The organism is Stagnihabitans lacustris (assembly GCF_025950525.1).
In the GTDB taxonomy this organism is placed as follows: domain Bacteria; phylum Pseudomonadota; class Alphaproteobacteria; order Rhodobacterales; family Rhodobacteraceae; genus Stagnihabitans.
Genome location: NZ_JAPDGS010000002.1, coordinates 664,590 through 688,181, shown reverse-complemented (window position 1 = coordinate 688,181; position 23,592 = coordinate 664,590). Strand labels below are relative to the sequence as shown.

Annotated in this window: 24 protein-coding genes; 8 read left to right on the top strand and 16 right to left on the bottom strand. The window is 64.2% G+C overall.

The features are described from left to right. Positions 1-102: 102 nt before the first annotated feature. The 4 genes from NX862_RS08030 to NX862_RS08015 all read left to right on the top strand — a co-directional run bounded on the left by NX862_RS08030 (position 103) and on the right by NX862_RS08015 (position 3,151). Positions 103-546 carry a MaoC family dehydratase gene (locus NX862_RS08030; RefSeq protein ID WP_264493366.1) on the top strand — a complete coding sequence of 148 codons (444 nt, stop codon included), beginning with the start codon at positions 103-105 and terminating at the stop codon, positions 544-546. 29 nt (positions 547-575) lie between these two features. Next, positions 576-1,505, top strand: a complete 930-nt coding sequence (locus tag NX862_RS08025; protein WP_264493365.1) for a bifunctional riboflavin kinase/FAD synthetase — start codon at positions 576-578, stop codon at positions 1,503-1,505. A 169-nt stretch (positions 1,506-1,674) separates the two neighbouring features. After that, positions 1,675-2,121: a YcgN family cysteine cluster protein gene (locus tag NX862_RS08020; RefSeq protein ID WP_264493364.1), complete on the top strand. Its 447-nt coding sequence runs from the start codon at positions 1,675-1,677 to the stop codon at positions 2,119-2,121. A 1-nt stretch (position 2,122) separates the two neighbouring features. Beyond that, entirely contained in the window at positions 2,123-3,151 is a 1,029-nt protein-coding gene (locus NX862_RS08015; protein WP_264493363.1) for a threonine aldolase family protein, read from the top strand. 220 nt (positions 3,152-3,371) lie between these two features. Here the strand turns inward: NX862_RS08015 and NX862_RS08010 are convergent, their stop codons facing one another. Both NX862_RS08010 and NX862_RS08005 read right to left on the bottom strand, forming a co-directional pair. Beyond that, on the bottom strand, positions 3,372-4,166 hold the full coding sequence (locus NX862_RS08010; protein ID WP_264493362.1) for an alpha/beta fold hydrolase: 795 nt from the start codon (positions 4,164-4,166) through the stop codon (positions 3,372-3,374). Then, entirely contained in the window at positions 4,145-4,741 is a 597-nt protein-coding gene (locus NX862_RS08005; protein WP_264493361.1) for a 2-hydroxychromene-2-carboxylate isomerase, read from the bottom strand. Before NX862_RS08005 ends, NX862_RS08010 begins: the two co-directional genes overlap by 22 nt. A gap of 106 nt (positions 4,742-4,847) precedes the next feature. Here NX862_RS08005 and NX862_RS08000 point away from each other — a divergent pair, with 106 nt between their 5' ends. After that, positions 4,848-5,864: a ribose-phosphate pyrophosphokinase gene (locus tag NX862_RS08000; protein WP_264493360.1), complete on the top strand. Its 1,017-nt coding sequence runs from the start codon at positions 4,848-4,850 to the stop codon at positions 5,862-5,864. Between the two features lie 155 nt (positions 5,865-6,019). Here NX862_RS08000 and NX862_RS07995 read toward each other — a convergent pair whose 3' ends face one another. The 8 genes from NX862_RS07995 to NX862_RS07960 form a co-directional block, all read right to left on the bottom strand. Then, positions 6,020-6,370, bottom strand: a complete 351-nt coding sequence (locus NX862_RS07995) for an H-type lectin domain-containing protein (RefSeq protein ID WP_264493359.1) — start codon at positions 6,368-6,370, stop codon at positions 6,020-6,022. Positions 6,371-6,469: 99 nt separating this feature from the next. Beyond that, entirely contained in the window at positions 6,470-6,853 is a 384-nt protein-coding gene (locus tag NX862_RS07990; protein WP_264493358.1) for a F0F1 ATP synthase subunit epsilon, read from the bottom strand. A gap of 13 nt (positions 6,854-6,866) precedes the next feature. Then, positions 6,867-7,484 carry a class I SAM-dependent methyltransferase gene (locus NX862_RS07985; RefSeq protein WP_264493357.1) on the bottom strand — a complete coding sequence of 206 codons (618 nt, stop codon included), beginning with the start codon at positions 7,482-7,484 and terminating at the stop codon, positions 6,867-6,869. A gap of 1 nt (position 7,485) precedes the next feature. Beyond that, positions 7,486-8,904, bottom strand: a complete 1,419-nt coding sequence (gene atpD / locus NX862_RS07980; RefSeq protein ID WP_264493356.1) for a F0F1 ATP synthase subunit beta — start codon at positions 8,902-8,904, stop codon at positions 7,486-7,488. An 18-nt stretch (positions 8,905-8,922) separates the two neighbouring features. Continuing rightward, positions 8,923-9,789: a F0F1 ATP synthase subunit gamma gene (locus NX862_RS07975; protein WP_264493355.1), complete on the bottom strand. Its 867-nt coding sequence runs from the start codon at positions 9,787-9,789 to the stop codon at positions 8,923-8,925. An 18-nt stretch (positions 9,790-9,807) separates the two neighbouring features. Beyond that, positions 9,808-11,346, bottom strand: coding sequence for a F0F1 ATP synthase subunit alpha (atpA, locus tag NX862_RS07970; RefSeq protein WP_264493354.1), 1,539 nt, complete (start codon positions 11,344-11,346; stop codon positions 9,808-9,810). Continuing rightward, a complete protein-coding gene (locus tag NX862_RS07965; RefSeq protein WP_264493353.1) occupies positions 11,346-11,906 on the bottom strand; it encodes a F0F1 ATP synthase subunit delta in 561 nt (186 codons plus the stop codon). The genes atpA and NX862_RS07965 overlap by 1 nt, the downstream gene beginning before the upstream one ends. Positions 11,907-12,123: 217 nt before the next feature. Beyond that, complete coding sequence (locus tag NX862_RS07960) at positions 12,124-12,888, bottom strand: class I SAM-dependent methyltransferase (RefSeq protein ID WP_264493352.1); 765 nt, start codon at positions 12,886-12,888, stop codon at positions 12,124-12,126. 46 nt (positions 12,889-12,934) lie between these two features. On the opposite strand from NX862_RS07960, the gene gloB reads away from it, so the two are divergent. The 3 genes from gloB to NX862_RS07945 all read left to right on the top strand — a co-directional run bounded on the left by gloB (position 12,935) and on the right by NX862_RS07945 (position 17,135). Then, the gene (gene gloB, locus NX862_RS07955; RefSeq protein WP_264493351.1) at positions 12,935-13,705 is read left to right on the top strand and encodes a hydroxyacylglutathione hydrolase; all 771 of its coding nucleotides are present in this window, start codon (positions 12,935-12,937) and stop codon (positions 13,703-13,705) included. A 185-nt stretch (positions 13,706-13,890) separates the two neighbouring features. Beyond that, entirely contained in the window at positions 13,891-16,212 is a 2,322-nt protein-coding gene (gene clpA / locus NX862_RS07950) for an ATP-dependent Clp protease ATP-binding subunit ClpA (RefSeq protein ID WP_264493350.1), read from the top strand. Next, entirely contained in the window at positions 16,209-17,135 is a 927-nt protein-coding gene (locus tag NX862_RS07945) for a peptidoglycan DD-metalloendopeptidase family protein (protein ID WP_264493349.1), read from the top strand. Before clpA ends, NX862_RS07945 begins: the two co-directional genes overlap by 4 nt. 46 nt (positions 17,136-17,181) lie before the next feature. On the opposite strand, the gene NX862_RS07940 is transcribed toward NX862_RS07945, so the two are convergent. The 6 genes from NX862_RS07940 to NX862_RS07915 form a co-directional block, all read right to left on the bottom strand. After that, positions 17,182-18,237 carry a dipeptidase gene (locus NX862_RS07940; protein WP_264493348.1) on the bottom strand — a complete coding sequence of 352 codons (1,056 nt, stop codon included), beginning with the start codon at positions 18,235-18,237 and terminating at the stop codon, positions 17,182-17,184. Between the two features lie 105 nt (positions 18,238-18,342). Next, complete coding sequence (locus NX862_RS07935; protein ID WP_264493347.1) at positions 18,343-19,089, bottom strand: ABC transporter ATP-binding protein; 747 nt, start codon at positions 19,087-19,089, stop codon at positions 18,343-18,345. Then, positions 19,086-19,919 (bottom strand): ABC transporter ATP-binding protein, encoded by an 834-nt coding sequence (locus NX862_RS07930; RefSeq protein ID WP_264493346.1) that lies wholly within the window; start codon positions 19,917-19,919, stop codon positions 19,086-19,088. The genes NX862_RS07935 and NX862_RS07930 overlap by 4 nt, the downstream gene beginning before the upstream one ends. Next, the gene (locus tag NX862_RS07925) at positions 19,916-20,809 is read right to left on the bottom strand and encodes an ABC transporter permease (protein WP_264493345.1); all 894 of its coding nucleotides are present in this window, start codon (positions 20,807-20,809) and stop codon (positions 19,916-19,918) included. Before NX862_RS07925 ends, NX862_RS07930 begins: the two co-directional genes overlap by 4 nt. After that, complete coding sequence (locus tag NX862_RS07920) at positions 20,806-21,831, bottom strand: ABC transporter permease (protein ID WP_264493344.1); 1,026 nt, start codon at positions 21,829-21,831, stop codon at positions 20,806-20,808. Before NX862_RS07920 ends, NX862_RS07925 begins: the two co-directional genes overlap by 4 nt. Before the next feature lie 39 nt (positions 21,832-21,870). Then, complete coding sequence (locus NX862_RS07915; protein WP_264493343.1) at positions 21,871-23,469, bottom strand: ABC transporter substrate-binding protein; 1,599 nt, start codon at positions 23,467-23,469, stop codon at positions 21,871-21,873. Positions 23,470-23,592: the final 123 nt, after the last annotated feature.

The following is a 23,592-nucleotide window of genomic DNA, read 5'->3' as shown; positions in this document are numbered from 1 at the left end:
CAAAATTACCAGACTTACCGCCACAAAGCATCATTCTTGCGCAAGCACCTTGACGCCGCGCCGCAGCATCCCTAACCTCTCCCCTGCAAAGGGGAGGGAATCATGCTGGACAACCACGCGCCACGGACCGTCTGCATCGAGGACATCGAGGTCGGCATGAACTCTTCGCGCACGAAACGCATCACCGACCGCGATATCGCGCTGTTTGCCGAGGTGTCGACCGACCATAACCCGGTCCATCTAGACGAGGCCTATGCCCAGGCCACAATGTTCCAGGGCCGGATTGCCCATGGCATGCTGACCGCAAGCCTGATCTCGGCCGTGATCGGCGAGGACCTTCCCGGCCATGGCACGGTCTATCTGGGGCAAAGCCTGCGGTTTCTGGCGCCGGTCCGTCCGGGCGACGATCTGACCGCCACGGTGAAAGTGACGGCCATCGACCATGCGCGGCGGCGTGTGACCCTTGAAACCCACTGCGCGGTGGGCAATACCGTTGTGGTGAAAGGCGAGGCGCTGGTGATGGCGCCCTCGGCCAAACTGGACTGAAGCGCGGGGAGGCCCCCGCAAGGGGCAAGATGCGTATTCATCACGGCTGGACCGATATTCCTGACACGGCGCGCGGCGCCTCGGTCGCCATGGGCAATTTCGACGGGCTGCATATCGGCCACCAATCGGTGATCGACCTGGCGCGGCGCCCCCCGGCGTCCAGCCGCGGGCAGCTTGGCATCGTCACCTTCGAACCCCATCCCCGCCAGGTCTTCGCCCCCGAGGCCGCCCCCTTTCGCCTGATGAACGCCGAGGCCCGCGCCAACCGTCTGGCCCGCCTGGGCATCCAGGAGCTGTTTGAACTGCCCTTCACCGCCGAGATGGCCGGCATGGACCCGCAGGTCTTCGTGGCTCAGGTCCTGGGCGGGCTGGGGGTGGCGCATGTCGTGGTCGGCGCCGATTTCCGCTTTGGCAAGGGCCGCACGGGCGAGGCGCAGGACCTGAAACGTCTGGCCGAGGCGCAGGGCATCGCCGTCACCATCGCGCCGCTTGTGGCGCGCGGCGGGGTCGAGGTCTCGTCGACGGCCATTCGCGTGGCTCTGGCAGAGGGCCGCCCCCGCGATGCCGCCGACATGCTGGGCCATTGGCACCGCATCGAGGGCGAGGTGGTGCATGGTGAAAAGCGCGGGCGGCAACTGGGCTATCCGACGGCAAACATGTCGGTGCAGGGGCTGCATTTGCCCAAGCTGGGGGTCTATGCGGTCAAGGTCGATATCCTGACCGGGCCGCAGGCGGGCGCGCATATCGGCGCGGCCTCGCTTGGCGTGCGGCCGCAGTTTGGCGGCACGGTGCCGAACCTGGAGACCTTCCTTTTCGACTTCACCGGCGATCTTTATGGCCAGCATCTGTCGGTGGCCCTGGTCGACTACCTGCGCCCCGAGATGAAGTTCGACGGGCTGCAGGGGCTGTTGGACCAGATGGCGGCGGATTGCGACCGGGCGCGGGCGATCCTGTCCTAGCCGGGGGCTCATGCCACTTGTTTCCCGAACCCGTGGCGAAACAGAAGGCGCGCCCCCCCGACCCGCGCGCCCCCCGACCCGCGCGCCTCTTGAGAAGCCCCGTGAGTATTTGTGCAAGTATGAAAGCCGCGGGCTTTCCTTTCCGGGCCGGGAGCGCCAAACTGCAACCATGACCAAGCGCGACGAATTCTGGACCCTGCCCCTGACCAAGCTGAACTCCGAGGAATGGGAGGCGCTGTGTGACGGCTGTGGAAAATGCTGCCTGAACAAGCTGGAATACGAGGATACCGGGGAAGTGGCCTTCACCCGGGTGTCTTGCAAACTGCTGGATGCGCAGTCCTGCCGCTGTGTGGACTACAACAACCGCCATCATTTCGTGCCGGAATGTGTGCGCCTGTCGCCCGGCAGCCTGAAGAAGGTCGCCTATTGGATGCCGCAGACCTGCGCCTATCGCCTGCGCCATGAGGGCAAGCCCCTGCCCGACTGGCATCCCCTGCTGACCGGCGACCCCGAAAGCCCGCACAGGGCCGGGCAATCGGTGCGCGGCTGGGTGATCTCCGAACTGGCGGTGCCAGAGGACGACTGGGAAGATTACATCATCGAAGAGGGGCTGTAGGATGTTCTTTGCCTCGGACAACACATCCGGCGTCGCGCCGCAGATCATGGCCGCGATGACCCGCGCCAATGCGGGCTATGCGAAAAGCTATGGCGCCGATGACATCATGGCCCGGGTCCGCACTCGCATCCGCGAGGTCTTCGAGGCCCCCGACGCCGAGGTTCACCTGGTCGCCACCGGCACCGCCGCCAATGCCCTGTCATTGGCCCTGATCGCGCCACCGTGGTCGGCCATCTTTGCCCATGAGGCCGCCCATATCGCGGTGGATGAATGTGGCGCGCCCGAGTTCTATACCGCGGGCGCCAAGCTGATCCCGGTTCCCGGCGCCCATGGCAAGATCACGCCCGAAACCCTGTCGGCCGCCTTGGCCCAGGTCGGGGCCTCGGGCGTCCACGGCGTCCAGCGCGGCTGCCTGTCGCTGACCAATGTGACCGAGGCCGGCACTGTCTATACGCCCGCCGAAATCGCCACCCTGACCGCGCTGGCCCACAGGCAAGGCCTGCCCTGCCACCTGGATGGCGCGCGCTTTGCCAATGCGCTGGTGGCGACCGGCGCCACGCCGGCGCAAATGACCTGGCAGGCGGGGATCGACGTCCTGTCCTTTGGCGGCACCAAGAACGGCTGCATGGGGGTCGAGGCCGTGGTTCTGTTCGACCCCGCCCGCGCCTGGGAGCTGGAGCTGCGCCGCAAACGCGCCGGCCACCTGTTTTCCAAGCACCGCTTCCTGTCGGCGCAATTCGAGGCCTATCTGGACGGCGACCTGTGGTTGACCCTGGCGCGCCACGCCAATGCCATGGGCCAAAACCTTGCCCAAGGCCTTGCCCGCGTCCCGGGCGCCAGCCTGATGCACCCCGCGCCGGCCAATATGCTGTTCCCCTGGCTGGCCCCCGGCACCAACGCCCGCGCGGCCGCCCGCGGCGCGCAGTATTACGCCATGCAGGATGGCCCGCGCGAATCCGCCCGCTTCGTGTCCAGTTGGTCGACCACGCCCGCGGATGTCGAGGCGCTGATCGCGGCCCTTGTGCCGTAACATCCGCCTCCCGTGGCCCCAGGCTGCGCTGCTCTGCGCAGAGCGTGCCTGATACGACCAAACGGCCAAGTCTGGCCAAAGGGAAAAGCCCCGCCCGCCCTTTCGCGCCGTTCTTTCCCTTTCATACTGGCTCAAATACTCCACGGGTGGGTCCGGGAGGGTGTGAAACCCTCCCGGGGCGTCCGCCAAAACCACCCAGGGCGTGAAACCCAGTCCGCGCTTACAGCCCCAGGATCGGCCGCAGCGCCCGGGCCACTTCGGCCGCATGAGAGATCGGCAGCATATGCCCCGCCCCCACCACCGCCACGCGGCGCGCGCCCGGCAGGCGGGCCGCCAGCGCGTCGTGGATGGCGCCGACGATGGGCGGGCTCATCGCGCCCTCCATCAGCATCACCGGCATCGTCAGGCTCTCCAGCCCGCCGGGGACCAAAAGCCCCGCCGCATCCTCCATCAGCACAGCCGATTGCGCCGTGATCAGGTGAATCCGGTCGCGCATGTAATCCACCACCCGCAAGGGCAGATCGGCCAGGTCGGCGCCATTGCCCCAATCGGCATGGAAGGCCTCTAGCGCGGCCTGGCTTTGGCCTTCGTGGATCAGTTGCTCGATCCGGCGATGGCGGGCGTGAAACAGGGCATAGCGCGCATCGCCTGCCGCACGGGCCGCCGCGAACAAGGGCGGCTCGATCAGCGTCAGGCTGCGCACCCGCCCCGGATGGCGCAGCGCGATGCGCAGGGCGACCGTGGCGCCAAAGGAATGGCCGACCAGGTCGAACCGCTCCGGCGCAAGGTCCAGGGCGTCGTGACAGGTCTGGTCATGCAGATCCCTGACCCCGTCCCAGGCGGGCTGGCGGCCATGGCCGGCCTGATCCGGCGCGATCAACTGACGCCCGCCCAGGTGATCGGCCAAAGCCGACCAGGCCCCGGCATGCGCCAAAGAGCAATGCAGCATCATGACACAGGCCCGGGCCTCCGAATGCCAGACCCGATGCGGTGCTACAGCTTGCCCGATATCCATAGGTCCAAATCCTCCAGCCGGTCCTGACCCCAAAACTTCTCTTCCCCTACAACGAAAAACGGCACGCCGAAAACCCCGCGCGACACAGCCTCCTCCAGATTTCCGGCATAGGTCTCGGCGGCCATCAGCATCCCGCGGTCGGCCACTTTGGGGTCATAGCCCGCCTGCGCCAGCGCCGCCCCGATGACCGCGTCATCCGAGAAATCCCGCCCCTCGGCCCAGACCGCCCGGCTGATCGCCTGAACATAGGCGGCCAGGTCGCCTCCCCCCGCCTTTTGCGCCGCGATCAGCGCATAGGCGGCGGGCGCCGGATTGGCCGCGCGAAACATCGGCGCCGGGTCAAAGGCCAGGCCCAGCTTCCGCGCCTGCCGCGCCCGGTCCTGCGCGGCATAGGCATTGCGCGAGGGGTGGCGTTCGTCGCGCACCTTGCCGCCGGTCCGGGGGAACAGCTGCGCCACATCGACCGGCTTCAGCACCAGGTCAAACCCGTGCCGGGCCGCGATCTCCCAGGGGCGGCGGCCTGCCAAATAGACATAGGGCGACTGCAGGGCCAGAAAGTATTCGATCTGCGGCATCTTTCGGTCTTTCGTTAGCGGTCACATCCATGGCCAAGACGTTAGAAGGTTGCTAAGCGGTGTCAACGCTGCGAATCCCCACTCTGGCCCTGTGGAAAGAACCCGAATGCCCGCCATGACCGAACCGAAGCTGATCTCTGGCAATGCCAATCTGTCGCTTGCCAAATCCATCGCCCGCCGGATGTCCATGCATCGTGGCATGTCGGTGAACCTGGTGGATGCGCGGATCGAGCGCTTCAACGACCAGGAAATCTTCGTCGAGGTCTTCGAGAATGTCCGCGGCGAGGATATGTATATCATCCAGCCGACGTCGAACCCGGCCAATGACAACCTGATGGAGCTGTTGATCATGGCCGACGCGCTGCGCCGGTCCAGCGCGGATCGGATCACGGCGGTCATCCCCTATTTCGGCTATGCCCGCCAAGACCGCCGCGCCAAGGCCCGCACGCCCATCAGCGCGAAATTGGTGGCCAACCTGATCACCGAAGCCGGCATCGACCGCGTCCTGACGCTGGACCTGCACGCGGCGCAGATTCAGGGCTTTTTCGACATCCCGGTGGACAACCTTTACGCCTCGCCGGTCTTTGCCCTGGACATCGAACACCACTTCAAGGGCCAGATGCATGACCTGATGGTGATTTCCCCCGACGTCGGCGGCGTGGCCCGCGCGCGGGAACTGGCCAAACGGATCGGCGCGCCCCTGGCCATCGTCGACAAGCGCCGCGAAAAGGCCGGCGAGATTGCGGGCATGACGGTTATCGGCAATGTCGAGGGCAAGAAATGCATCATCGTCGATGACATTTGCGATACGGCCGGCACGCTGTGCAAGGCGGCCGAGGTCCTGATCGAGAACGGCGCGACCGAGGTCCATTCCTATATCACCCACGGCGTCCTGTCGGGCCCAGCGGTTGAACGCGTGTCCAAATCGGTGATGAAATCGCTGGTGATCACCGATTCCATCGAACCGACCGAGGCGGTGAAGTCCTGCGCCAACATCCGCATCGTGCCGACCGCCCCGATGTTCGCCCAAGCCATCCTGAACATCTGGAACGGGACTTCGGTGTCCTCGCTCTTTGAAACCGAGACCTTGGGGCCGATCTACGAAGGCATGTATAACCGCTGAACGCGCCCCGGGGTATACCCCGGGCTACGCAAGCTGCAGCAGAGCGATCGACGACAGCCCGGGGCACCCGCCTTGGGCTTTTTCTTGGGACCAGTCCCCTTTGATCTTCGAAGGTCAAACCCCGTCAGCCGCCACGTAGCCCGGGCTTTGCCCCCTCAGTCGATCTCCCAGTCGTCATCGTCGCGGATCGCGCCAATCGCCGTCCAGTCGGCGCGGATGCGGGCGACGCGGGTGTCGCCCCAGGTGCGGAAGACGATGTCAAAGCCCTTGCGGGTGACGTTCTCGGCCGTCAGATCCCCGCGCGAGGTGCTTTTGTGGTCGATATCCCACATCGCCAGGCCAACCATGACGGCAGGCGCCAGGTGAAAGCTTTCTTTGAAGGTGATGGAGTGGCGGCTTTCCCGCTCTCCTTGGCCGGTCCACATCGGGCCGCCATCGGCAAAATCCGAAAACAGGATCTTGCTGCCCTGCGCTATGCCGATCTTCCCGGAGGTAATACGCTTCATCTTCCGCTCACTCTTTACGCGAAGATATCCGAAAAGTTCGTTAACAAAAGGTCAAGATAGAAAAAGGCCCCCTGCGCAGCAGAGGGCCCCAAAAGCGGCTTAGTGACCGGCCAGGGCGGCCTTGACGGCGGCGAGGTCGGCAAAGGCCTTGTCGGCGTCGTCGCGGTTCGGGTTGATCGCGGCAGCCTCGGACATATCGGCCAGAAGCTTGTCCATCACGGCGGGGGTCGCCTCTTCGACCGGGATGGCCTGTTCGGCCAGCACGGTGACCGAGGTCGCGTTGATCTCGGCAAAGCCGCCGGTCACGACATAGGCCTTGGACCCACCCGCCCCATTGGCGCGCAGGATGCCCGGGCGCAGGCCCACCATGGCGGTCGAGTGACCCTCCATCGCCGTCAGATCGCCTTCAGCGCCGGGGATCTGGACTTCGGTGGCGGCCATCGAGAGCAGACGGCGCTCGGGGGTGACGATGTCGACTTGCATCTTCTTGCTCCATTCATGCCGTCTGGGCCGAGGGCCGGCGCAAGACGTATTGACAGTATTTCCCGACGATCTTTTCGAACCCCTGCGCCTTGGCGAATTCATCCACCGCCCGTTTCACACCGCCATGGGTGGAGTTCGGATCGGCGAAGTAATCGTCTCCCAGGATGACGCCATCGGGCTTCAGCCGGGGCAGGATCGCAGCAAGGTCGTCCCTGACCATCTCGTATTTGTGGCCCGCGTCCAGATAGACCCAGTCCAGAGTTTCGGGCGCCAGGCTCTCCAGGAACTCGGTCCCGAATTGCTCGCGCAGTTCGACCACATCCGGGGCGCTGGCCACGACCGCTTTCGCGGCTTCCAGCGTTTCCGCCACCGTCAGACGCCCCCGGTTGGTGTAGGGGCCCCAGGCGGGGTAGGTCTCGCCATGCAGGCGGTGATAGGGGTCCACCAAGTAGAACTTGGAGGGCGCGAATTCCCGCAGGATCACTTCGGAAAAATGCGCCCAAAACACCCCGATCTCGGCCCCGACCCCACCTTTGCGGACATATTCCGCCAGATAGGCACGGCGTGGGGCATGGGTGGCCTCGCGATGGGTCGCGCGGGAGAAAACCTCGTCCTCTCCCGCGCCCGCCATCTTAGGCTGCCGCTGCGGCCATCTTGGCCGCCTTGGCTTTCACGTCCTCGATGCCGCCGACCATATAGAAGGCGCCTTCGGGCAGGTGGTCATATTCGCCGTTCACAACCGCCTTGAACGAGGCGATGGTGACTTCCAGCGGGACCTGAACGCCGTCCGAGCCGGTGAAGACCTTTGCCACGTCGAAGGGCTGCGACAGGAAGCGCTGGATCTTCCGGGCACGGGCCACGGTCAGTTTGTCTTCTTCGGACAGTTCGTCCATCCCGAGGATGGCGATGATGTCTTGCAGCGACTTGTAGCGTTGCAGGATGCCCTGCACCGAACGGGCGACACCGTAATGCTCTTCACCGATCACGCCCGGGTCCATCAGACGCGAGGACGAGTCCAGCGGGTCCACGGCCGGATAGATGCCGAGTTCGGAGATCGCACGCGACAGCACGGTCGTGGCGTCAAGGTGAGCAAACGAAGTGGCCGGCGCGGGGTCGGTCAAGTCGTCGGCCGGAACGTAGATGGCCTGCACCGAGGTGATCGAGCCGTTCTTGGTCGAGGTGATGCGTTCCTGCAGCGCGCCCATGTCGGTCGCCAGCGTCGGCTGATAGCCCACGGCGGAGGGGATACGACCCAAGAGAGCCGACACTTCCGAACCGGCTTGGGTAAAGCGGAAGATGTTGTCGACAAAGAACAGAACGTCGGTGCCGGACTGGTCACGGAACTGCTCGGCCAAAGTCAGGCCGGTCAGAGCGACGCGCGCACGGGCGCCCGGGGGCTCGTTCATCTGACCGTAAACCAGGGCCACTTTCGAGGCGCCGAGGTCGTCGATCTTGATAACGCCGGATTCGATCATTTCGTGATAGAGGTCGTTGCCCTCACGGGTCCGCTCGCCAACGCCAGCAAACACGGAATAGCCCGAGTGCACTTTGGCGATGTTGTTGATCAGTTCCATGATCAAAACCGTCTTGCCCACGCCTGCACCGCCAAAGAGACCGATCTTGCCGCCCTTGGAATAGGGGGCCAGCAGGTCGATGACCTTGATCCCGGTGACGAGGATGTTGCTTTCCGTCGCCTGTTCCGAGAATTCCGGCGCCTTCTGGTGGATGGCGCGGGTTTGCGTGGCGGCCACGGGGCCCTTTTCGTCGATCGGCTCGCCGATGACGTTCAGGATGCGACCCAGCGTCGCGTCACCCACGGGCACCGAGATCGGCGCGCCGGTGTCGCTGACGCCTGCGCCGCGGACCAGACCTTCGGTCGCGTCCATGGCGATGCAGCGCACGGTGTTTTCGCCAAGATGCTGGGCGACTTCCATCACCAGCTTCTTGCCGTTGTTGTCGGTGATCACCGCATTCAGAATTGCGGGCAAAGCGCCTTCGAACTGCACGTCCACGACGGCGCCGATGACCTGAGTGACCTTACCTTGAGCCATATTTCGTGTCTCCGGTTATCAGAGCGCCTCGGCGCCCGAAATGATTTCGATGAGTTCCTTGGTGATCGCAGCCTGACGCGAGCGGTTATACACAACCGTCAGCTTGTTGATCATGTCGCCTGCGTTGCGGGTCGCGTTGTCCATGGCGGACATCCGCGCGCCCTGTTCCGAGGCGGCGTTTTCCAGGAGAGCGGTGAAGACCTGCGTCGCCACGTTGCGCGGCAGAAGGTCGGCCAAGATGGCCTCTTCGCCGGGCTCGTAGTCGTATTCGGCCGTGGCAGCTGCCGCGTCGAACACCGCCGGGATCACCTGTTGCGCAGTCGGGACCTGAGAGATCACAGACTGGAAGCGGTTGTAGAACAGCGTGACCACATCGGCCTCGCCATGGTCGAACCGGGCGATGACGTCGCGGGCAATGCCCAGGGCGTCAGCGTAACCCACGCGCTTCACAGCCGTCAGGTCGACATGGCCAACATAGTATTGGCCATAGTCGCGCTTCATCTGCTCGCGGCCCTTCTTGCCGACGGTGAGGATCTTCACCGTCTTGCCGGCCGCCAGCAACTCCGCGATCTTTGCCCGGGCCAGCCGGACGATCGTGGTGTTGAAGCCGCCGCAAAGGCCGCGTTCCGAGGTCATGATGACCAGAAGATGCACCTTGTCCGCGCCCGAACCGGCCAGGAGCTTCGGCGCCCCATCCCCGGTTCCGACCGACGAGGCCAGCGCAGACATGACCACGCCCATCCGCTCGGCATAGGGCCGGGCGGCTTCGGCGGAGTCTTGGGCGCGGCGCAGTTTTGCGGCCGCGACCATCTGCATGGCCTTGGTGATCTTCCGCGTGTTTTTCACGCTTCCGATACGGTTTTTTAAGTCCTTAAGGCTGGGCATGTCCCTGTCCTTTCAGGATCAAGCGAAGTCTTTGGCGAAGGCCGCGATGGCTTCCTTCAACTTGGCCTCGTCCGCGCCCTTGATCTTGGGATCGGCGGTGGTCAGCCATTCCAGGATGTCCTTGCGGGTGGTGCGCAGATAGGTCAGCAGACCCTTTTCGAACCGGCCAACGTCCTTGACGGCGACCTTGTCCAAGAAGCCCGCGGTGCCCGCATAGATCACGCAGACGATTTCCGCATTGGACAGCGGCGAATACTGGGCCTGCTTCATCAGCTCGGTCAGACGGGCGCCACGGTTCAGCAGAGCCTGGGTCGAAGCGTCAAGGTCGGAACCGAACTGGGCAAAGGCCGCCATCTCGCGGTATTGCGCAAGCGACAGTTTCACCGGGCCAGCCACGGTCTTCATCGAGTTGGTCTGAGCGGCCGAACCGACGCGGGACACCGACAGACCGGTGTTCACGGCGGGGCGGATGCCCTGATAGAACAGTTCCGATTCCAGGAAGATCTGGCCGTCGGTGATCGAGATCACGTTCGTCGGAATAAAGGCCGAGATGTCGCCGCCCTGGGTTTCGATGACCGGCAGCGCGGTCAACGAGCCCGAACCGAAGTCAGAGTTCAGCTTGGCCGAACGCTCCAGCAGGCGCGAGTGGAGATAGAAGACGTCGCCCGGATAGGCTTCGCGGCCCGGCGGGCGGCGCAGCAGCAGGGACATTTGACGATAAGCGACGGCCTGCTTGGACAGGTCATCATAGATCATCAGGGCATGACGGCCATTGTCACGGAAGTATTCGCCCATCGCGGTCGCGGCGAAGGGGGCCAGGAACTGCATCGGAGCCGGGTCCGAAGCGGTGGCGGCCACGACGATGGAGTAAGCCATCGCGCCGGTCTCTTCCAGCTTTTTCACCAGCTGTGCCACGGTCGAGCGCTTTTGCCCGATGGCGACATAGATGCAATAGAGCTTCTTGCCTTCGTCGTCGCCAGCGGCGTCGTTGTAGGACTTCTGGTTCAGGATCGCGTCCAGAGCCACGGCGGTCTTGCCGGTCTGACGGTCGCCGATGATCAGCTCGCGCTGGCCACGGCCGATCGGGATCATGGCGTCCACGGCCTTCAGGCCGGTGGCCATGGGCTCATGCACGGACTGGCGGGGGATGATCCCCGGAGCCTTGACGTCGGCCACGCGACGCTCGGTGAACATGATCGGGCCCTTGCCGTCGATCGGGTTGCCAAGGGCGTCCACGACGCGACCCAGCAGGCCGTCACCGGCGGGCACGTCCACGATGGACTTGGTGCGCTTGACGGTGTCGCCTTCCTTGATGTCCTGGTCGGAGCCGAAGATCACGACGCCGACATTGTCGACCTCAAGGTTCAGCGCCATGCCGCGGATACCACCGGGGAATTCCACCATTTCGCCGGCCTGGACATTGTCCAGCCCATGGACGCGCGCGATGCCGTCACCGACGGACAGAACGCGACCCACTTCGGCGACTTCGGCATCCTGACCGAAGTTCTTGATCTGCGCCTTCAGGATCGCAGAGATCTCAGCAGCCTGGATTCCCATTACCCAACCTCTTTCATTGCATTCTGGAGAGCGGCGAGCTTGGCCTTGACCGACGTGTCGACCATGGTCGAGCCCAGCTTGACGACGAGGCCACCGATGAGCGTGTCATCGACGGCAGCATTCAAAATCACGTCCTTGCCGACCTTGGCCTTCAGGGCCGCGGCAAGGGCCTCGGCCTGTGCGGGCGTCAAAGCCACGGCAGAGGTCACTTCGGCAGTCACTTCGCCCTTTTCCGTCGAGATGCGCGCCAGCAGGTCAGAGACCAGCTGCGGCAGGACGAAAAGGCGGCGCTTTTGCGCCATCAGGGCGATGGTTTGGCGGGTCAGCGCCTGAAGCCCCATGGCATTGGCCACGGCATTCATGGCGGCGGCCTGTTCGTCGCGGCCGATGACCGGCGACTGGATCATGCCCGCCAGGTCGGCGCTTTCGGCAAGGGCAACGCCCAGGGCCTTGGCATCGGCCTCAAGAGCGGTCAGCGCGCCCTCTTCCTTGGCCAGTTCGAACAGAGCCTGGGCATAACGCCCGGCGATGCTGAGCGAGATGGATGCTGTTTCGGACACGTCAACCCTTCCGCTGTCTGGACGCGTGGTGTTTAGACCACGTGCCACCGTTGGCGCACACTATTGTCTGCGTCTTGTCAAAGTTGGGGGGTGGATAGCAGAGCGCCGGACACCCCGCAACCAAGAATCCCACGTGAAGTAAGGCTTCGTAAACGGTCTTGTGCCGTGGGGCGATTTCAAGGCCCGGTCACAAACCTGTCACCTTGGCGTGATCAGCTTATTCCCCGGTTTTCCGGTCCAAACGGGGCATCGGCGCGGGGGCGGGCAGGCCCTCCAACGCACGCAGAGGCCGGCGCACCATGGCCCCGATTCCCCCCCTTGTGGGCTGGAACACCTGCTTGGAGGCCTCGATCATCAGGACCCCGCCCGCAAGCCAGGGCGCCCGCCGCCCGATCCATTCCCAGAAGTTCGAGGTCCGCAGCCAAAAGCGTGACATCGAGGGCGGGGCAAACAGCGCGGTCATGGCGCGTTCGGGGGTAAAGCCGTGGCGTTTGAGTTCCGCCTCCATCTGCCCCATCGAATAGGGGCGGCCGTGGCCAAAGGGCGTCCCATCGCCGCGCGCCCAAAGCCCGATCCGGTTGGGCACGATGAACAAGACGCGGCCGCCGGGGCCGATCACCCGATGCGCCTCCTCCAGCACAAGGCCCGGGTTGTCCGAGGTCTCCAGCCCATGCATGACGACCAGCCGATCGACGAACCCCGTGGCCAAGGGCCAGCAGCCGTCTTCGCACAGGGTGCAGACATTGGCTTCACCGATGGGCCAGGGCATGACGCCTTGCGGCCCCGGCATCAGGCCGATGACGCGCCGCGCCTCGGTCAGATAGGGGCGCAGCAGAGGCACGGCGAAGCCAAAGCCCGCGACGGTCTGGCCCGGCATCGGCGGCCAAAGCTCGACCAGCCTTTCACGGATGCCCCGTTGCGCCACGCGGCCCAAGGCCGTGCGGTAGTAAAAGTTGCGCAAATCCACCACATCAAGATGCATTGAAGCCAAGGCCTTTCGCCGTCAGACTGTCATTGTAACAGCCCGGATGGAAAAGCCCATGCTCGACCTTGTGACGATCCCCTGCCTCAAGGACAATTACGCCTATCTGATCCGCGACCCCGAAACCGGGCAAACGGCGGTCGTCGATGTGCCCGATGCCATTCCGGTGATCGAGACCCTGCAGGACAAGGGTTGGAAGCTGGGGATGATCCTTCTGACCCATCACCATGACGACCATGTCCAGGGCGTGGCGCGTCTGGTCGAGGCGACGGGCGCCATGGTTCTGGGCGCGAGGGCCGATAGCGCCCGCCTGCCGCGTCTGGACCGGGCGCTGGTCGAGGGCGACCGGGTGACAGTGGGCGGCGAGGAAGGCGTGGTGCTGGATGTCTCGGGCCATACTGTCGGCCATATCGCCTTTCACTTTCCGGCATCGAACCTGGCCTTCACCGCCGACAGCCTGATGGCGGGCGGCTGCGGGCGGTTGTTTGAAGGCAGCCCTGCGACGATGTGGGCCAGCCTGCAGAAACTGGCCGCCCTGCCCGATGACACGCTGATCTGTTCCGGCCACGAATACACCGCGTCGAACCTGCGCTTTGCCGCCGTGGTGGACCCCGACAATGCCGCGCTTCAGGCCCGGATTGCATCCACAGCCCGGGCGCGGGCCATGGCGGAACCCACGGTGCCCTCGCTGTTGTCCTTGGAAAAGGCCACCAACCCTTTCCTGCGCGCGCCTCTCTTGAAGGCGGCGCTGGGGATGGCCAAATCGTCAGATGCCGAGGCTTTCGCCGAAATCCGCGCGCGGAAGGACAAGTTCTGACCGCCCCAGCGCCCGGGATCATCACATTTTGTGACCCATGCCGGGGATAAGCACTTTTCCCCAGAAATAGCACTTGAAGTGGCGCGGTAAAAACCGATCCTTAAGAGTATGAGGCCACGGTTGGATCAGGCCCGGGGCGATACCCGCCCGGACCTGAAGACCTGCAGGACAGGAGCACGCAAACAGTGCCGACATTCTCGACGACCCTTGAACAGGCCATCCATGGCGCCTTGGCTTTGGCCAATGCGCGCCGCCACGAACTCGCCACGCTGGAACACCTCCTGCTGGCCCTGATCGACGAACCCGACGCGTCCCGCGTGATGAAGGCCTGCTCGGTCGACCTCGACGCCCTGCGCAAGACCCTGACCGATTTCATCGACGACGATCTGTCCACCCTGGTGACAGATGTCGAAGGATCAGAGGCTGTTCCGACCGCCGCTTTCCAGCGCGTGATCCAGCGCGCGGCGATCCATGTGCAGTCCTCGGGCCGCACCGAAGTGACCGGCGCCAATGTGCTGGTCGCGATCTTTGCCGAACGCGAATCGAACGCCGCCTATTTCCTGCAGGAACAGGACATGACGCGCTATGATGCGGTGAATTTCATCGCGCATGGCGTGGCCAAGAACCCTTCCTTCGGCGAGGCGCGCCCGGTTTCCGGCGCGGACGAGCCCCACCACGAGACGCCCAAGGCCGAGGCCGGGGCCGAAAAGGAATCGGCGCTGTCCAAGTATTGCGTCGACCTGAACGACAAAGCCCTGAAGGGCGAGGTTGACCCGCTGATCGGCCGCGAGGCCGAGGTGGAACGCGCCATCCAGGTCCTGTGCCGCAGACGCAAGAACAACCCGCTGTTGGTGGGCGACCCCGGCGTGGGCAAGACGGCGATTGCCGAAGGCTTGGCCAAAAAGATCATCGACGGCCAGACGCCGGAGATTTTGGCTGGGGCCACGATCTTTTCGCTGGATATGGGCGCTCTGCTCGCCGGCACCCGCTATCGCGGCGACTTCGAAGAGCGTCTGAAAGCCGTCGTGAAAGAGATGGAGGATCACCCCGATGCGATCCTCTTCATCGACGAGATCCATACGGTGATCGGCGCGGGCGCCACCTCGGGCGGGGCCATGGATGCCTCGAACCTGCTGAAACCCGCATTGCAGGGCGGCAAGCTGCGCTGCATGGGCTCTACCACCTATAAAGAGTTCCGCCAGCACTTTGAAAAGGACCGCGCCCTGTCGCGGCGGTTCCAGAAGATCGACGTGAACGAGCCTTCGGTGGAAGATTCGGTCAAGATCCTGATGGGTCTGAAGCCCTATTTCGAAGAGCATCACGACCTGCGCTATACCCATGACGCGATCAAGGCGGCGGTGGAACTGTCCGCCCGCTATATCCATGACCGCAAGCTGCCCGACAAGGCCATCGACGTGATCGACGAGGCGGGCGCGGCGCAGCACCTGCTTTCGGAGTCGAAGCGTCGCAAGACCATCGGCCAAAAGGAAATCGAGGCCGTGGTGGCCAAGATCGCCCGCATCCCCCCGAAGTCGGTCTCCAAGGACGATGCGGAAGTGCTGCGCGACCTGGAAAAGAACCTCAAGCGCGTGGTTTTCGGGCAAGACAGCGCCATCACCGCCCTGTCGTCGGCGATCAAGCTGGCGCGCGCTGGCCTGCGCGAACCGGAAAAGCCCATCGGCAATTACCTGTTCGCGGGCCCGACCGGCGTCGGCAAGACGGAAGTGGCCAAGCAATTGGCCTCGATCCTCGGCGTGGAGCTCCTGCGGTTCGACATGTCGGAATACATGGAGAAACATGCCGTTAGCCGTCTGATCGGCGCGCCTCCGGGCTATGTCGGCTTTGACCAGGGCGGCATGTTGACGGATGGCGTCGACCAGCATCCGCATTGCGTGTTGCTGCTGGACGAGATCGAAAAGGCCCACCCGGATGTCTATAACATCCTCTTGCAGGTCATGGACCATGGCAAGCTGACCGATCACAACGGGCGTCAGGTCGACTTCCGCAATGTGGTTCTGATCCTGACCACCAATGCCGGCGCGGCCGACATGCAAAAGGCCGCCATCGGCTTTGGCCGGGAAAAGCGTCAGGGCGAGGATACCGCCGCGATTGAACGCACCTTCACGCCGGAATTCCGCAACCGTCTGGACGCGGTGATCTCTTTCGGCGCTTTGGGCAAGGAAATCATCCGCTCGGTCGTCGAAAAGTTCGTCATGCAGCTGGAGGCGCAGCTTCTGGATCGTGGCGTGCATATCGACCTGTCGCCCGAAGCTGCCGATTGGCTGGGCGACAAGGGATATGACGACAAGATGGGCGCGCGTCCCTTGGGCCGCGTGATCCAGGAACACATCAAGAAGCCCCTGGCCGAAGAGCTGCTGTTCGGCAAGCTGACCAAGGGCGGATTGGTCCATGTCGGCGTCAAGGACGGCACGATCCACCTGACCTACGAAGAGCCGGGCAAGCCCCGCCTGACCGGTCAGAAACCGCCGCTGCTGACGGCGGAATGACCCCGCGCCAAATCAAGGCCCTCGCGCAAGCGGGGGCCTTTTTTCTGGCCCTGCCCGCGGCAGCCGAAGGTCTGGCTTGGCCAGTCGACTGCACCCTTGGCCAGACCTGTTTCATCCAGCACCATGTGGACCGCGATCCGGGGCCGGGGGTGCAGGACTTCGGCTGCGGCACGCTCAGTTACGACGGCCATGACGGCACCGACATCGCGCTGGCCACAAGGGCCGATATGGCCCGCGGTGTCGCCGTTCTGGCCGCCTCACCCGGAGTGGTGGTGGGCGTGCGTGACGGCATCCCCGACGCCGCCGCCTTTCCCGAAGGGCAGGATTGCGGCAATGGCGTCCTGATCCGCGACGGCGCGCGCGAGGTGCAGTATTGCCATCTGCGCCGCGGCTCAGTTGCGGTCAAGGCGGGCGATGCGATCAGCACAGGGATGCAACTTGGCCTGATCGGCCAATCGGGCAATGCGGATTTTCCCCATCTTCACATGACCTTGCGAGAGGGCGGCCAAACGGTTGACCCTTTCTCGACCGCGCAGACCTGCGGCGCGGCGGAGGGGCTTTGGCAAGACCCGCCGCCCTATCATCCCGGTGGGCTGGTGCAGATCGGCATCAGCGGCGCCATTCCCGATTACGACCTGGTCAAGGCTGGCAAGGCCGCGCCCCCGGACCGCGCCGCCATCGCCCTGGTCCTATGGGCCGAGGTCTTTGGCGCCCGGCCCGGCGATGTCATCCGCTTTGACCTGCAAGGCCCGGACGGAGATATCTTTCAGGGCGAAACCACGCTGGAGCGCCCCCAGGCACGCGCCTTCCGCGCCGAGGGGCGCAAACGGCAAGTCCTCCCTGGCACCTATCACGGGACCGTCACCCTGATCCGCGATGGCGCGCGTCTGGATCAACGTCAGGTCGTGACAGAGGTGCCCTGACCGCAAAGGCAAAGGCGTTCCCGCGCAGGCGGGAACCTCGCTCCGTTTAGGCGCCCCAGGTCCGCTCCAGAAGGCGCAACCAGTTGTCAGAGCTGATCTTTTTCACCAGCGCCTCGCCATAGCCATGGTCCAGCATCGCCTGTTGCAGCGCAGGCAGGCCGGTGACATCGCCAATCCCCTGCGGGATCGTCGCCCCGTCGAAATCGCTGCCCAGACCCACATGATCCTCGCCCAACTTGTCCAACAGGTGATCCAGATGGGCCAGAACATCGGTCCAATCCATATCCGCCGATTGCTTGCCATCGCGGCGCAGGAAAGAGGTCGCGTAGTTCAGCCCCACCATCCCGCGGCTTTCGGCGATCACCGCAAGCTGACGGTCAGTCAGGTTGCGCGACGATTGCGTCACCGCATGGGCGTTGGAATGGGTGGCGACCAGCGGCGCATCGGAAATCGCCGCCACATCGTCAAAGCCTGCCTCGTTGATGTGGGACAGATCGACCATGATTTTCAAGGTGTTACATTCGCGGATCAGGCGCTTGCCCGCCTCGGTCAGGCCCGCGCCGGTGTCGGGACCAGAGGGATAGGCGAAGGGCACGCCATGGCCAAAGACCGTGGGCCGCGACCAGACCGGCCCGATCGAGCGCAGGCCCATGGCGTGAAAGGCGTGCAGCGCGTCAAGGTCGGGGCCGATGGCCTCGGCGCCCTCCATATGCAGGATGCCCGAAATCACCCCCTTGGCCATATTCGCGCGAATATCGGCAACAGAGCGGACCATGGCAAAGGCCCCGGCGCTGGCGCGCTCCATCCACAGGAAGTGGTTGGCCATGGCCCAGGCCACTGGCAGCGCATCCGGCGCCGGGATCAACGCGGGCAGAGGCAGCTTGAAGGGCGGGTTCTCCATCAGCTGCATGTAGTCGATGCCTTCGTCATGCGGGCTGGGGATATAGATGGCGAAAAATCCGCCGGCAAAGCCGCCCTGCTTCATCCGCGGCAGGTCCAGATGGCCGCGGCCCTCGCCGGTCAGCCAGATTTCCGCGCGCTTTTCGGGGGCGTTGTAAAGCCGAAGGAGGATGTCGTTATGGCCGTCGAAAACCGGAAACATGGGCGCTCCTGGGGCTGGGCGGAAAGCCTGGGGGTTTCACACCCCCAGACCCCCGTGGAATATTTGAGTCAATGTGAAAGGGAGAAGGGGGAGTGTCCAGAGGGCTTATCCCATCAGTCGGTCGGCCGAGGCGGTAAAGAGGGTGCGCGCGTAATCGGTGGTCATGGCGCCCTGGGCCAGAGCCTCACGCGAGAGGGCTTCGACCGCCTTGCCGTGCTGCATCACAAGGATGCGGTCGCACATATGGTCGATGACGGCCAGGTCATGCGACACCATCAGAAAGGTCAGGCCGCGGGTTTCGCGCAGTCTTGTCAACAGGTTCAGCGTTTCGGCCTGGACCGAGGCATCCAGCGCCGAGGTGGGCTCGTCCAAGAGCAGGATGCGCGGCTCCAGCATCAGGGCGCGGGCGATGGCCACGCGCTGACGCTGGCCGCCCGAGAGCTGATGCGGAAAGCGAAAGCGGAAAGAGGTCGGCAGGCCGACATCGGTCAGGGCCTGTTCGATGCGGCCCTCGGTGGTTTTCAGCCCGTGGATCGTCAGGGGTTCCGACAGGACGCGGTCGATGGTGTGGCGGGGGTGCAGCGAGGCATAGGGGTCCTGAAAGACCATCTGCACCTGGCGCGCGAAGGCCCTTGTCTGCGGCGCCACGGGTTTGCCGTCGATGCGGATGGCGCCACCGCTGATGGGCGCCAGGCCGCAGATTGCCCGCAGGATGGTCGATTTGCCAGAGCCGCTTTCGCCCACCAGGCCGAAGCTTTCCTGGGCGCCGACGGTCAGCGAGACGTTTTCCACCGCGCGCACCAGGCGGCCCGCGGCGTTGAAGGTGACGGAGAGGGTGTCGATCTCGATCATTCTTGCGCCCATGCTTGGCTGCGGTCCAGCGCGGGCAAAGGCGTGCGGGGCCCGCCGATCCGGGGCAGGCAGTTCAACAGCCCCTGGGTATAGGGATGCTGCGCCTGCATCAGATCGCGGGCGGGAAGCTCTTCGACGATGCGGCCTTTATACATGACCAGCACCCGGTCGCAAAACCGTGAGACCAGGCGCAGGTCGTGGGAGATGAAGATCAGCCCCATGCCGCGGGTTTTCACCAGGTTGTCCAGGATCGACAGGACCTCGGCCTGAACGGTGACATCCAGCGCGCTTGTCGGCTCGTCGGCGATGAGCAAATCGGGTTCGGGGATCAGCATCATGGCGATCATCACCCTTTGCCCCATGCCGCCCGAAAGCTCGTGCGGCCAGGCGTGAAAGACCCGCTCGGGGTCGCGGATCTGCACGGCCTGTAAAGCGGCCAGCGCCTTGACGCGGGCGTCCTTCGCCGAGAGCCCGTCGCGCTGGCGCAGGCCCTCGGTCAGTTGGAAGCCGACTTTCATCACCGGGTTCAGCGAGAATTTCGGGTCCTGCATGACCATGGCGATGCGTCGCCCCCGAAGCGCGCGCATCTGGGGTTCAGGAAGGCCGATCAGGTCCTGGCCATCAAAGACCATGCTATCCGCCTCGATCCGACCGGGAGGGCGGATCAGTCTAAGCACCGACCTGCCGGTCATGGTCTTGCCAGAACCGCTTTCGCCGACGATGCCCAGACGCTCACGGCCCAGAGAGAAGCTGACCCCACGCACGGCCTGCACCGGGCCGGTTTCGGTGTCAAAGGTGACACGCAGGTTTTGCACCGACAGCAGGGTCATCGCGCCCCCTTGGGGTCAAGAACGTCGCGCAGGCCGTCTCCCATCAGGTTGAAACCCAATGATACCAGAAAGATGGCCAGGCCCGGCATGGTGGCGACCCACCATTGTTCGAACAGGAACTTGCGCCCTGCCGAGATCATCACGCCCCATTCCGGGTCGGGCGGTTGCACGCCCAGGCCCAGGAAGCCCAAGCCCGCGGCGGTCAGGATGATGCCCGCCATGTCCAGCGTCACCCGGATGATGACCGAGGGCAGGCACATCGGCATGATATGGCCCCAGATGATCCGCGTGGCCCCTGCGCCCTGCAGCCTGACGGCGGCGATGTAGTCAGAGTTGCGCACCGTCAGCGTCTCGGCCCGCGCCACCCTTGCATAGGGCGGCCAAGAGGTCAGGGCGATGGCCAGCACCGCGTTCTCCATCCCGTTGCCCAGGACGGCCACCAGGGCCAGGGCCAGGATCAGCTTGGGGAAGGCCAGGAAAATATCGGTGATCCGCATCAGGACCGCATCGACCCAGCCGCCGAAATAGCCCGCCACCGTGCCGATGATCAGGCCGGCCACCGGAGCCGTCAGGATCACCAGACCTACGATATAAAGCGTGATCCGGCTGCCATAAAGGATGCGCGACAGGATATCGCGGCCGAAATCATCGGTGCCCAGGAGGTGCCCCGGCGTCAACGGCGGCTGAAGCCGGTCGGCGAGGCTTTGGGTGATCGGGCCATGCGGCGCGATCAGGGGCGCAAAAATCGCCGCCAAAAGCAGCGTCACGGTGATGAAAAGCCCCAGCATCGCCAGATGGTTGCGCCGAAAGCGCAGCGCCTGCAGCCAGGCTTGCCCCAGCCGGGATTGCAGGCGCGACCTGGGGTTGGGGTCCAGAAGCCAAGCTCTCATCGGGCCCTCGGATCGGCAAGTCGGTAAAGGATGTCAGAGACCATGTTCAGCCCGATATAGACGCAGCCCACGACGATGGTCCCGCCCAGAACGGCGGGCATGTCGCCGATCAACAAGGCGTCGGTGATATAGCGGCCAAGCCCCGGCCAGGCAAAGATCGTCTCGGTCAGGACGGCGCCTTCCAGCAGATAGGCATAGCTTAGCGCAATCACGGTGATCAGCGGCACCATGGTGTTGCGCAAGCCATGGACCCAGATCACGCGGGCCTCGGACATGCCCTTGACCCGGGCCGTGGTCATATATTCCTGACCCAGCTCGTTCATCATGAAGCTGCGGGTCATCCGGCTGATATAGGCCATCGACAGCCAGGCGAGGATGCCCGCAGGCAGGATGATATGACTGATGGCGTTGGCAAACATCTCCCATTCGCCAGCAAGCGCCGTGTCAATCAGGATCATGTTGGTGACAGGCGTCACGTTGAATTCGAAGGCCATCTGATAGGCGCTGTCCAGCCGCCCCGGCCCGCCAACCCAGCCCAACTGCCCGTAAAACACCAAAAGCCCGATCAGCCCCAGCCAGAAGACCGGCATCGAATAGCCGATCAGCCCGAACAGCCGGGTGAACTGGTCAAAGATCGAGCCCGGCCGCGTCGCCCCCAACACGCCCGCCGGCACGCCGAACAAGACGCCAAAGATCGTGGCCAGCGTCGAAAGCTCCAGTGTGGCGGGGAAGTAACGGGCGACCTCGGACAGCACGGGTTCGCGACTGCGGATCGAGGTGCCAAGGTCGAAATGTGCCACGTCCCAGAGGTAAATGCCGAACTGCCGCCAGATCGGGTCATCCAGGCCCAACCGCGCCCGCATCTCGGCGATTTGCGCGGCGGTGGCGCGTTCGCCCAGCAGGGCCGTGACCGGATCGACCGGCACGACCCGGGCGATGATGAATGTGACGATCAGCAGGCCCAGAAAGGTCAGGGCCAGCGAAAACAGGGTCGAGCCCGTCTGTTTCAGGAATGGGGTCATGGGGAAGGCGCCGCGGGTTGGACCCGCGGCGCCATGTCCTTACTTCGTGGCCAGCCAATAGGCGGCGGCATCCACGGCGCCACCGGTATAAAAGCCCTCGACGCCCGCGCGCAGGCCGGTTTGACGGGCTTGCTGGAACATCACGATGAAGGGCGAGGTCTCGCGGTGGGTCTTTTGCAGCTCGGCATAGATCGCCTTGCGCTTTTCGGAGTCCTGCTCAAGCGCGGCGGCCTGCGACTTGGCGGTCATCTCGCCGGGGTCATAGGCATTGCGCCAGGCCAGATAGCCGGTGTTGTTGGCCTCGTCCGAATTGTCGGGGTTTTCGGCAAAGGTCGACGAGTTGGTGTTCGGATCGGGATAATCCGGGCCCCAAGTCTGCAAGGTCGCATCATGGGTGCGCGCGCGGTAGGCCTTCAGCTGATCGGCGCCCTCGCCCACGTCAAGTTCGACCTTGATCCCCGCTTGGCCAAAGGTGTTCTGGATCGAGGTCGCAACGTCGATCCGGTCAGCCGAGTTGCGCACCGACAGTTTGATCGTCGGATCGGTGATCCCCGATTCCGCAATCAGCGCCTTGGCCTTTTCCAGATCCAAAGCATAGGGCAGATCGTCCAGCGCACCCAGATAGCCTTGCGGCAAGAAGGCCTGGTGCGGGATGACCGCGCCCTTCATGATCGTATCGGCCATGCCTTGATAATCAATGGCATAACGCATCGCGTCCAGGAACTTGGCGTTCTTGTAATTCTCGTTCTTCTGGTTGAAGGCCATGTAATAGACCTGACCACCCACGTCGGACTGGATCTTGACATCGGCATTGCCGGTCATGCCTTCGACATCGGTCGGCGTCAGCGAGCGCGCCACATCGACGTCACCCTTTTCAAGCTGCAGACGCTCGGTCGCAGCTTCGGGGATATGCTGGATGAAGACGTTCTTCAGTTTCGCATCACCGCGCCAGTAGCCCGGGCGTGCTTCCAGGATCAGGCCCTCGTTCGGCTTGAAGCCTTTCAGCACATAGGCGCCGGTGCCTGCCGAATTGGCCTTCAGCCATTCATTACCCATGTCGCCCGCGACGTCCTGCGCCTTGACCGTCTCGGCATCGACGATCGAGGCCACACCGGCGGTCAGGCAGTTATACAGGAAGGTCGGCGCGAAGGGCTTCGAGACCTTGATGGTCAGCGTATCGCCCGCGCCCATGATCATCGCATCGACATTGTCCGCCGCCCAGCCGAACTGGTTCAGGATGAAGGCCGGAGTCTTGTTCAGCTTGACCGCGCGTTGCAGGGACCAGGCCGCAGCCTCGGCCGTCACCGGATTGCCGCTGGCGAAGGTCACGCCCGCCTTCATCTTGAAGGTATAGGTCATGCCATCTTCGGCCACGGACCAGCTTTCGGCCAGGCCCGGTTCCAGCTCCAGCGTGGTCGGGTTGATCTCGACCAGGCCGTCATAGACGTTGTTGACCATATCCAGGCCCGAGAACTCATAGGCCTCGGCCGGATCAAGCGAGACGATGTCGTCGATGGCAGCCGCCACGACCAGCGTATCGGCGGGTGTTTCGGCCATCAGCGCGGCAGGCGCCGCGGTCAGCATCAGCCCAGCCAGGGCCGCAGCGCCGGCACGGCGGGAAAACGGAAGGTAGGTCATCAGCAACTCCCTGTGATCATTGATATTTTGACGAACGGGTTGAGTCCCGTTCATGATCTTGACCGATTGGGCAACTTTCGCGCGGCCTTGTCAACAGAACGTTTACCCTGTTTGCGCAAGCAG

What these genes read in the sequence shown, in the direction of transcription:
- NX862_RS07995 (WP_264493359.1), bottom strand. Translation starts at nt 6,370, where the DNA reads ATGAAGCGTATTACCTCCGGGAAGATCGGCATAGCGCAGGGCAGCAAG.
- NX862_RS08015 (WP_264493363.1), top strand. Translation starts at nt 2,123, where the DNA reads ATGTTCTTTGCCTCGGACAACACATCCGGCGTCGCGCCGCAGATCATG.
- atpA (WP_264493354.1), bottom strand. Translation starts at nt 11,346, where the DNA reads ATGGGAATCCAGGCTGCTGAGATCTCTGCGATCCTGAAGGCGCAGATC.
- NX862_RS07960 (WP_264493352.1), bottom strand. Translation starts at nt 12,888, where the DNA reads ATGCATCTTGATGTGGTGGATTTGCGCAACTTTTACTACCGCACGGCC.
- NX862_RS08005 (WP_264493361.1), bottom strand. Translation starts at nt 4,741, where the DNA reads ATGCCGCAGATCGAATACTTTCTGGCCCTGCAGTCGCCCTATGTCTAT.
- NX862_RS07925 (WP_264493345.1), bottom strand. Translation starts at nt 20,809, where the DNA reads ATGAGAGCTTGGCTTCTGGACCCCAACCCCAGGTCGCGCCTGCAATCC.
- gloB (WP_264493351.1), top strand. Translation starts at nt 12,935, where the DNA reads ATGGAAAAGCCCATGCTCGACCTTGTGACGATCCCCTGCCTCAAGGAC.
- NX862_RS08025 (WP_264493365.1), top strand. Translation starts at nt 576, where the DNA reads ATGCGTATTCATCACGGCTGGACCGATATTCCTGACACGGCGCGCGGC.
- NX862_RS07975 (WP_264493355.1), bottom strand. Translation starts at nt 9,789, where the DNA reads ATGCCCAGCCTTAAGGACTTAAAAAACCGTATCGGAAGCGTGAAAAAC.
- NX862_RS08010 (WP_264493362.1), bottom strand. Translation starts at nt 4,166, where the DNA reads ATGGATATCGGGCAAGCTGTAGCACCGCATCGGGTCTGGCATTCGGAG.
- NX862_RS07945 (WP_264493349.1), top strand. Translation starts at nt 16,209, where the DNA reads ATGACCCCGCGCCAAATCAAGGCCCTCGCGCAAGCGGGGGCCTTTTTT.
- NX862_RS07940 (WP_264493348.1), bottom strand. Translation starts at nt 18,237, where the DNA reads ATGTTTCCGGTTTTCGACGGCCATAACGACATCCTCCTTCGGCTTTAC.
- atpD (WP_264493356.1), bottom strand. Translation starts at nt 8,904, where the DNA reads ATGGCTCAAGGTAAGGTCACTCAGGTCATCGGCGCCGTCGTGGACGTG.
- NX862_RS07920 (WP_264493344.1), bottom strand. Translation starts at nt 21,831, where the DNA reads ATGACCCCATTCCTGAAACAGACGGGCTCGACCCTGTTTTCGCTGGCC.
- NX862_RS07985 (WP_264493357.1), bottom strand. Translation starts at nt 7,484, where the DNA reads ATGGCGGGCGCGGGAGAGGACGAGGTTTTCTCCCGCGCGACCCATCGC.
- NX862_RS07990 (WP_264493358.1), bottom strand. Translation starts at nt 6,853, where the DNA reads ATGCAAGTCGACATCGTCACCCCCGAGCGCCGTCTGCTCTCGATGGCC.
- NX862_RS07930 (WP_264493346.1), bottom strand. Translation starts at nt 19,919, where the DNA reads ATGACCCTGCTGTCGGTGCAAAACCTGCGTGTCACCTTTGACACCGAA.
- NX862_RS08030 (WP_264493366.1), top strand. Translation starts at nt 103, where the DNA reads ATGCTGGACAACCACGCGCCACGGACCGTCTGCATCGAGGACATCGAG.
- NX862_RS08000 (WP_264493360.1), top strand. Translation starts at nt 4,848, where the DNA reads ATGCCCGCCATGACCGAACCGAAGCTGATCTCTGGCAATGCCAATCTG.
- NX862_RS08020 (WP_264493364.1), top strand. Translation starts at nt 1,675, where the DNA reads ATGACCAAGCGCGACGAATTCTGGACCCTGCCCCTGACCAAGCTGAAC.
- NX862_RS07935 (WP_264493347.1), bottom strand. Translation starts at nt 19,089, where the DNA reads ATGATCGAGATCGACACCCTCTCCGTCACCTTCAACGCCGCGGGCCGC.
- NX862_RS07915 (WP_264493343.1), bottom strand. Translation starts at nt 23,469, where the DNA reads ATGACCTACCTTCCGTTTTCCCGCCGTGCCGGCGCTGCGGCCCTGGCT.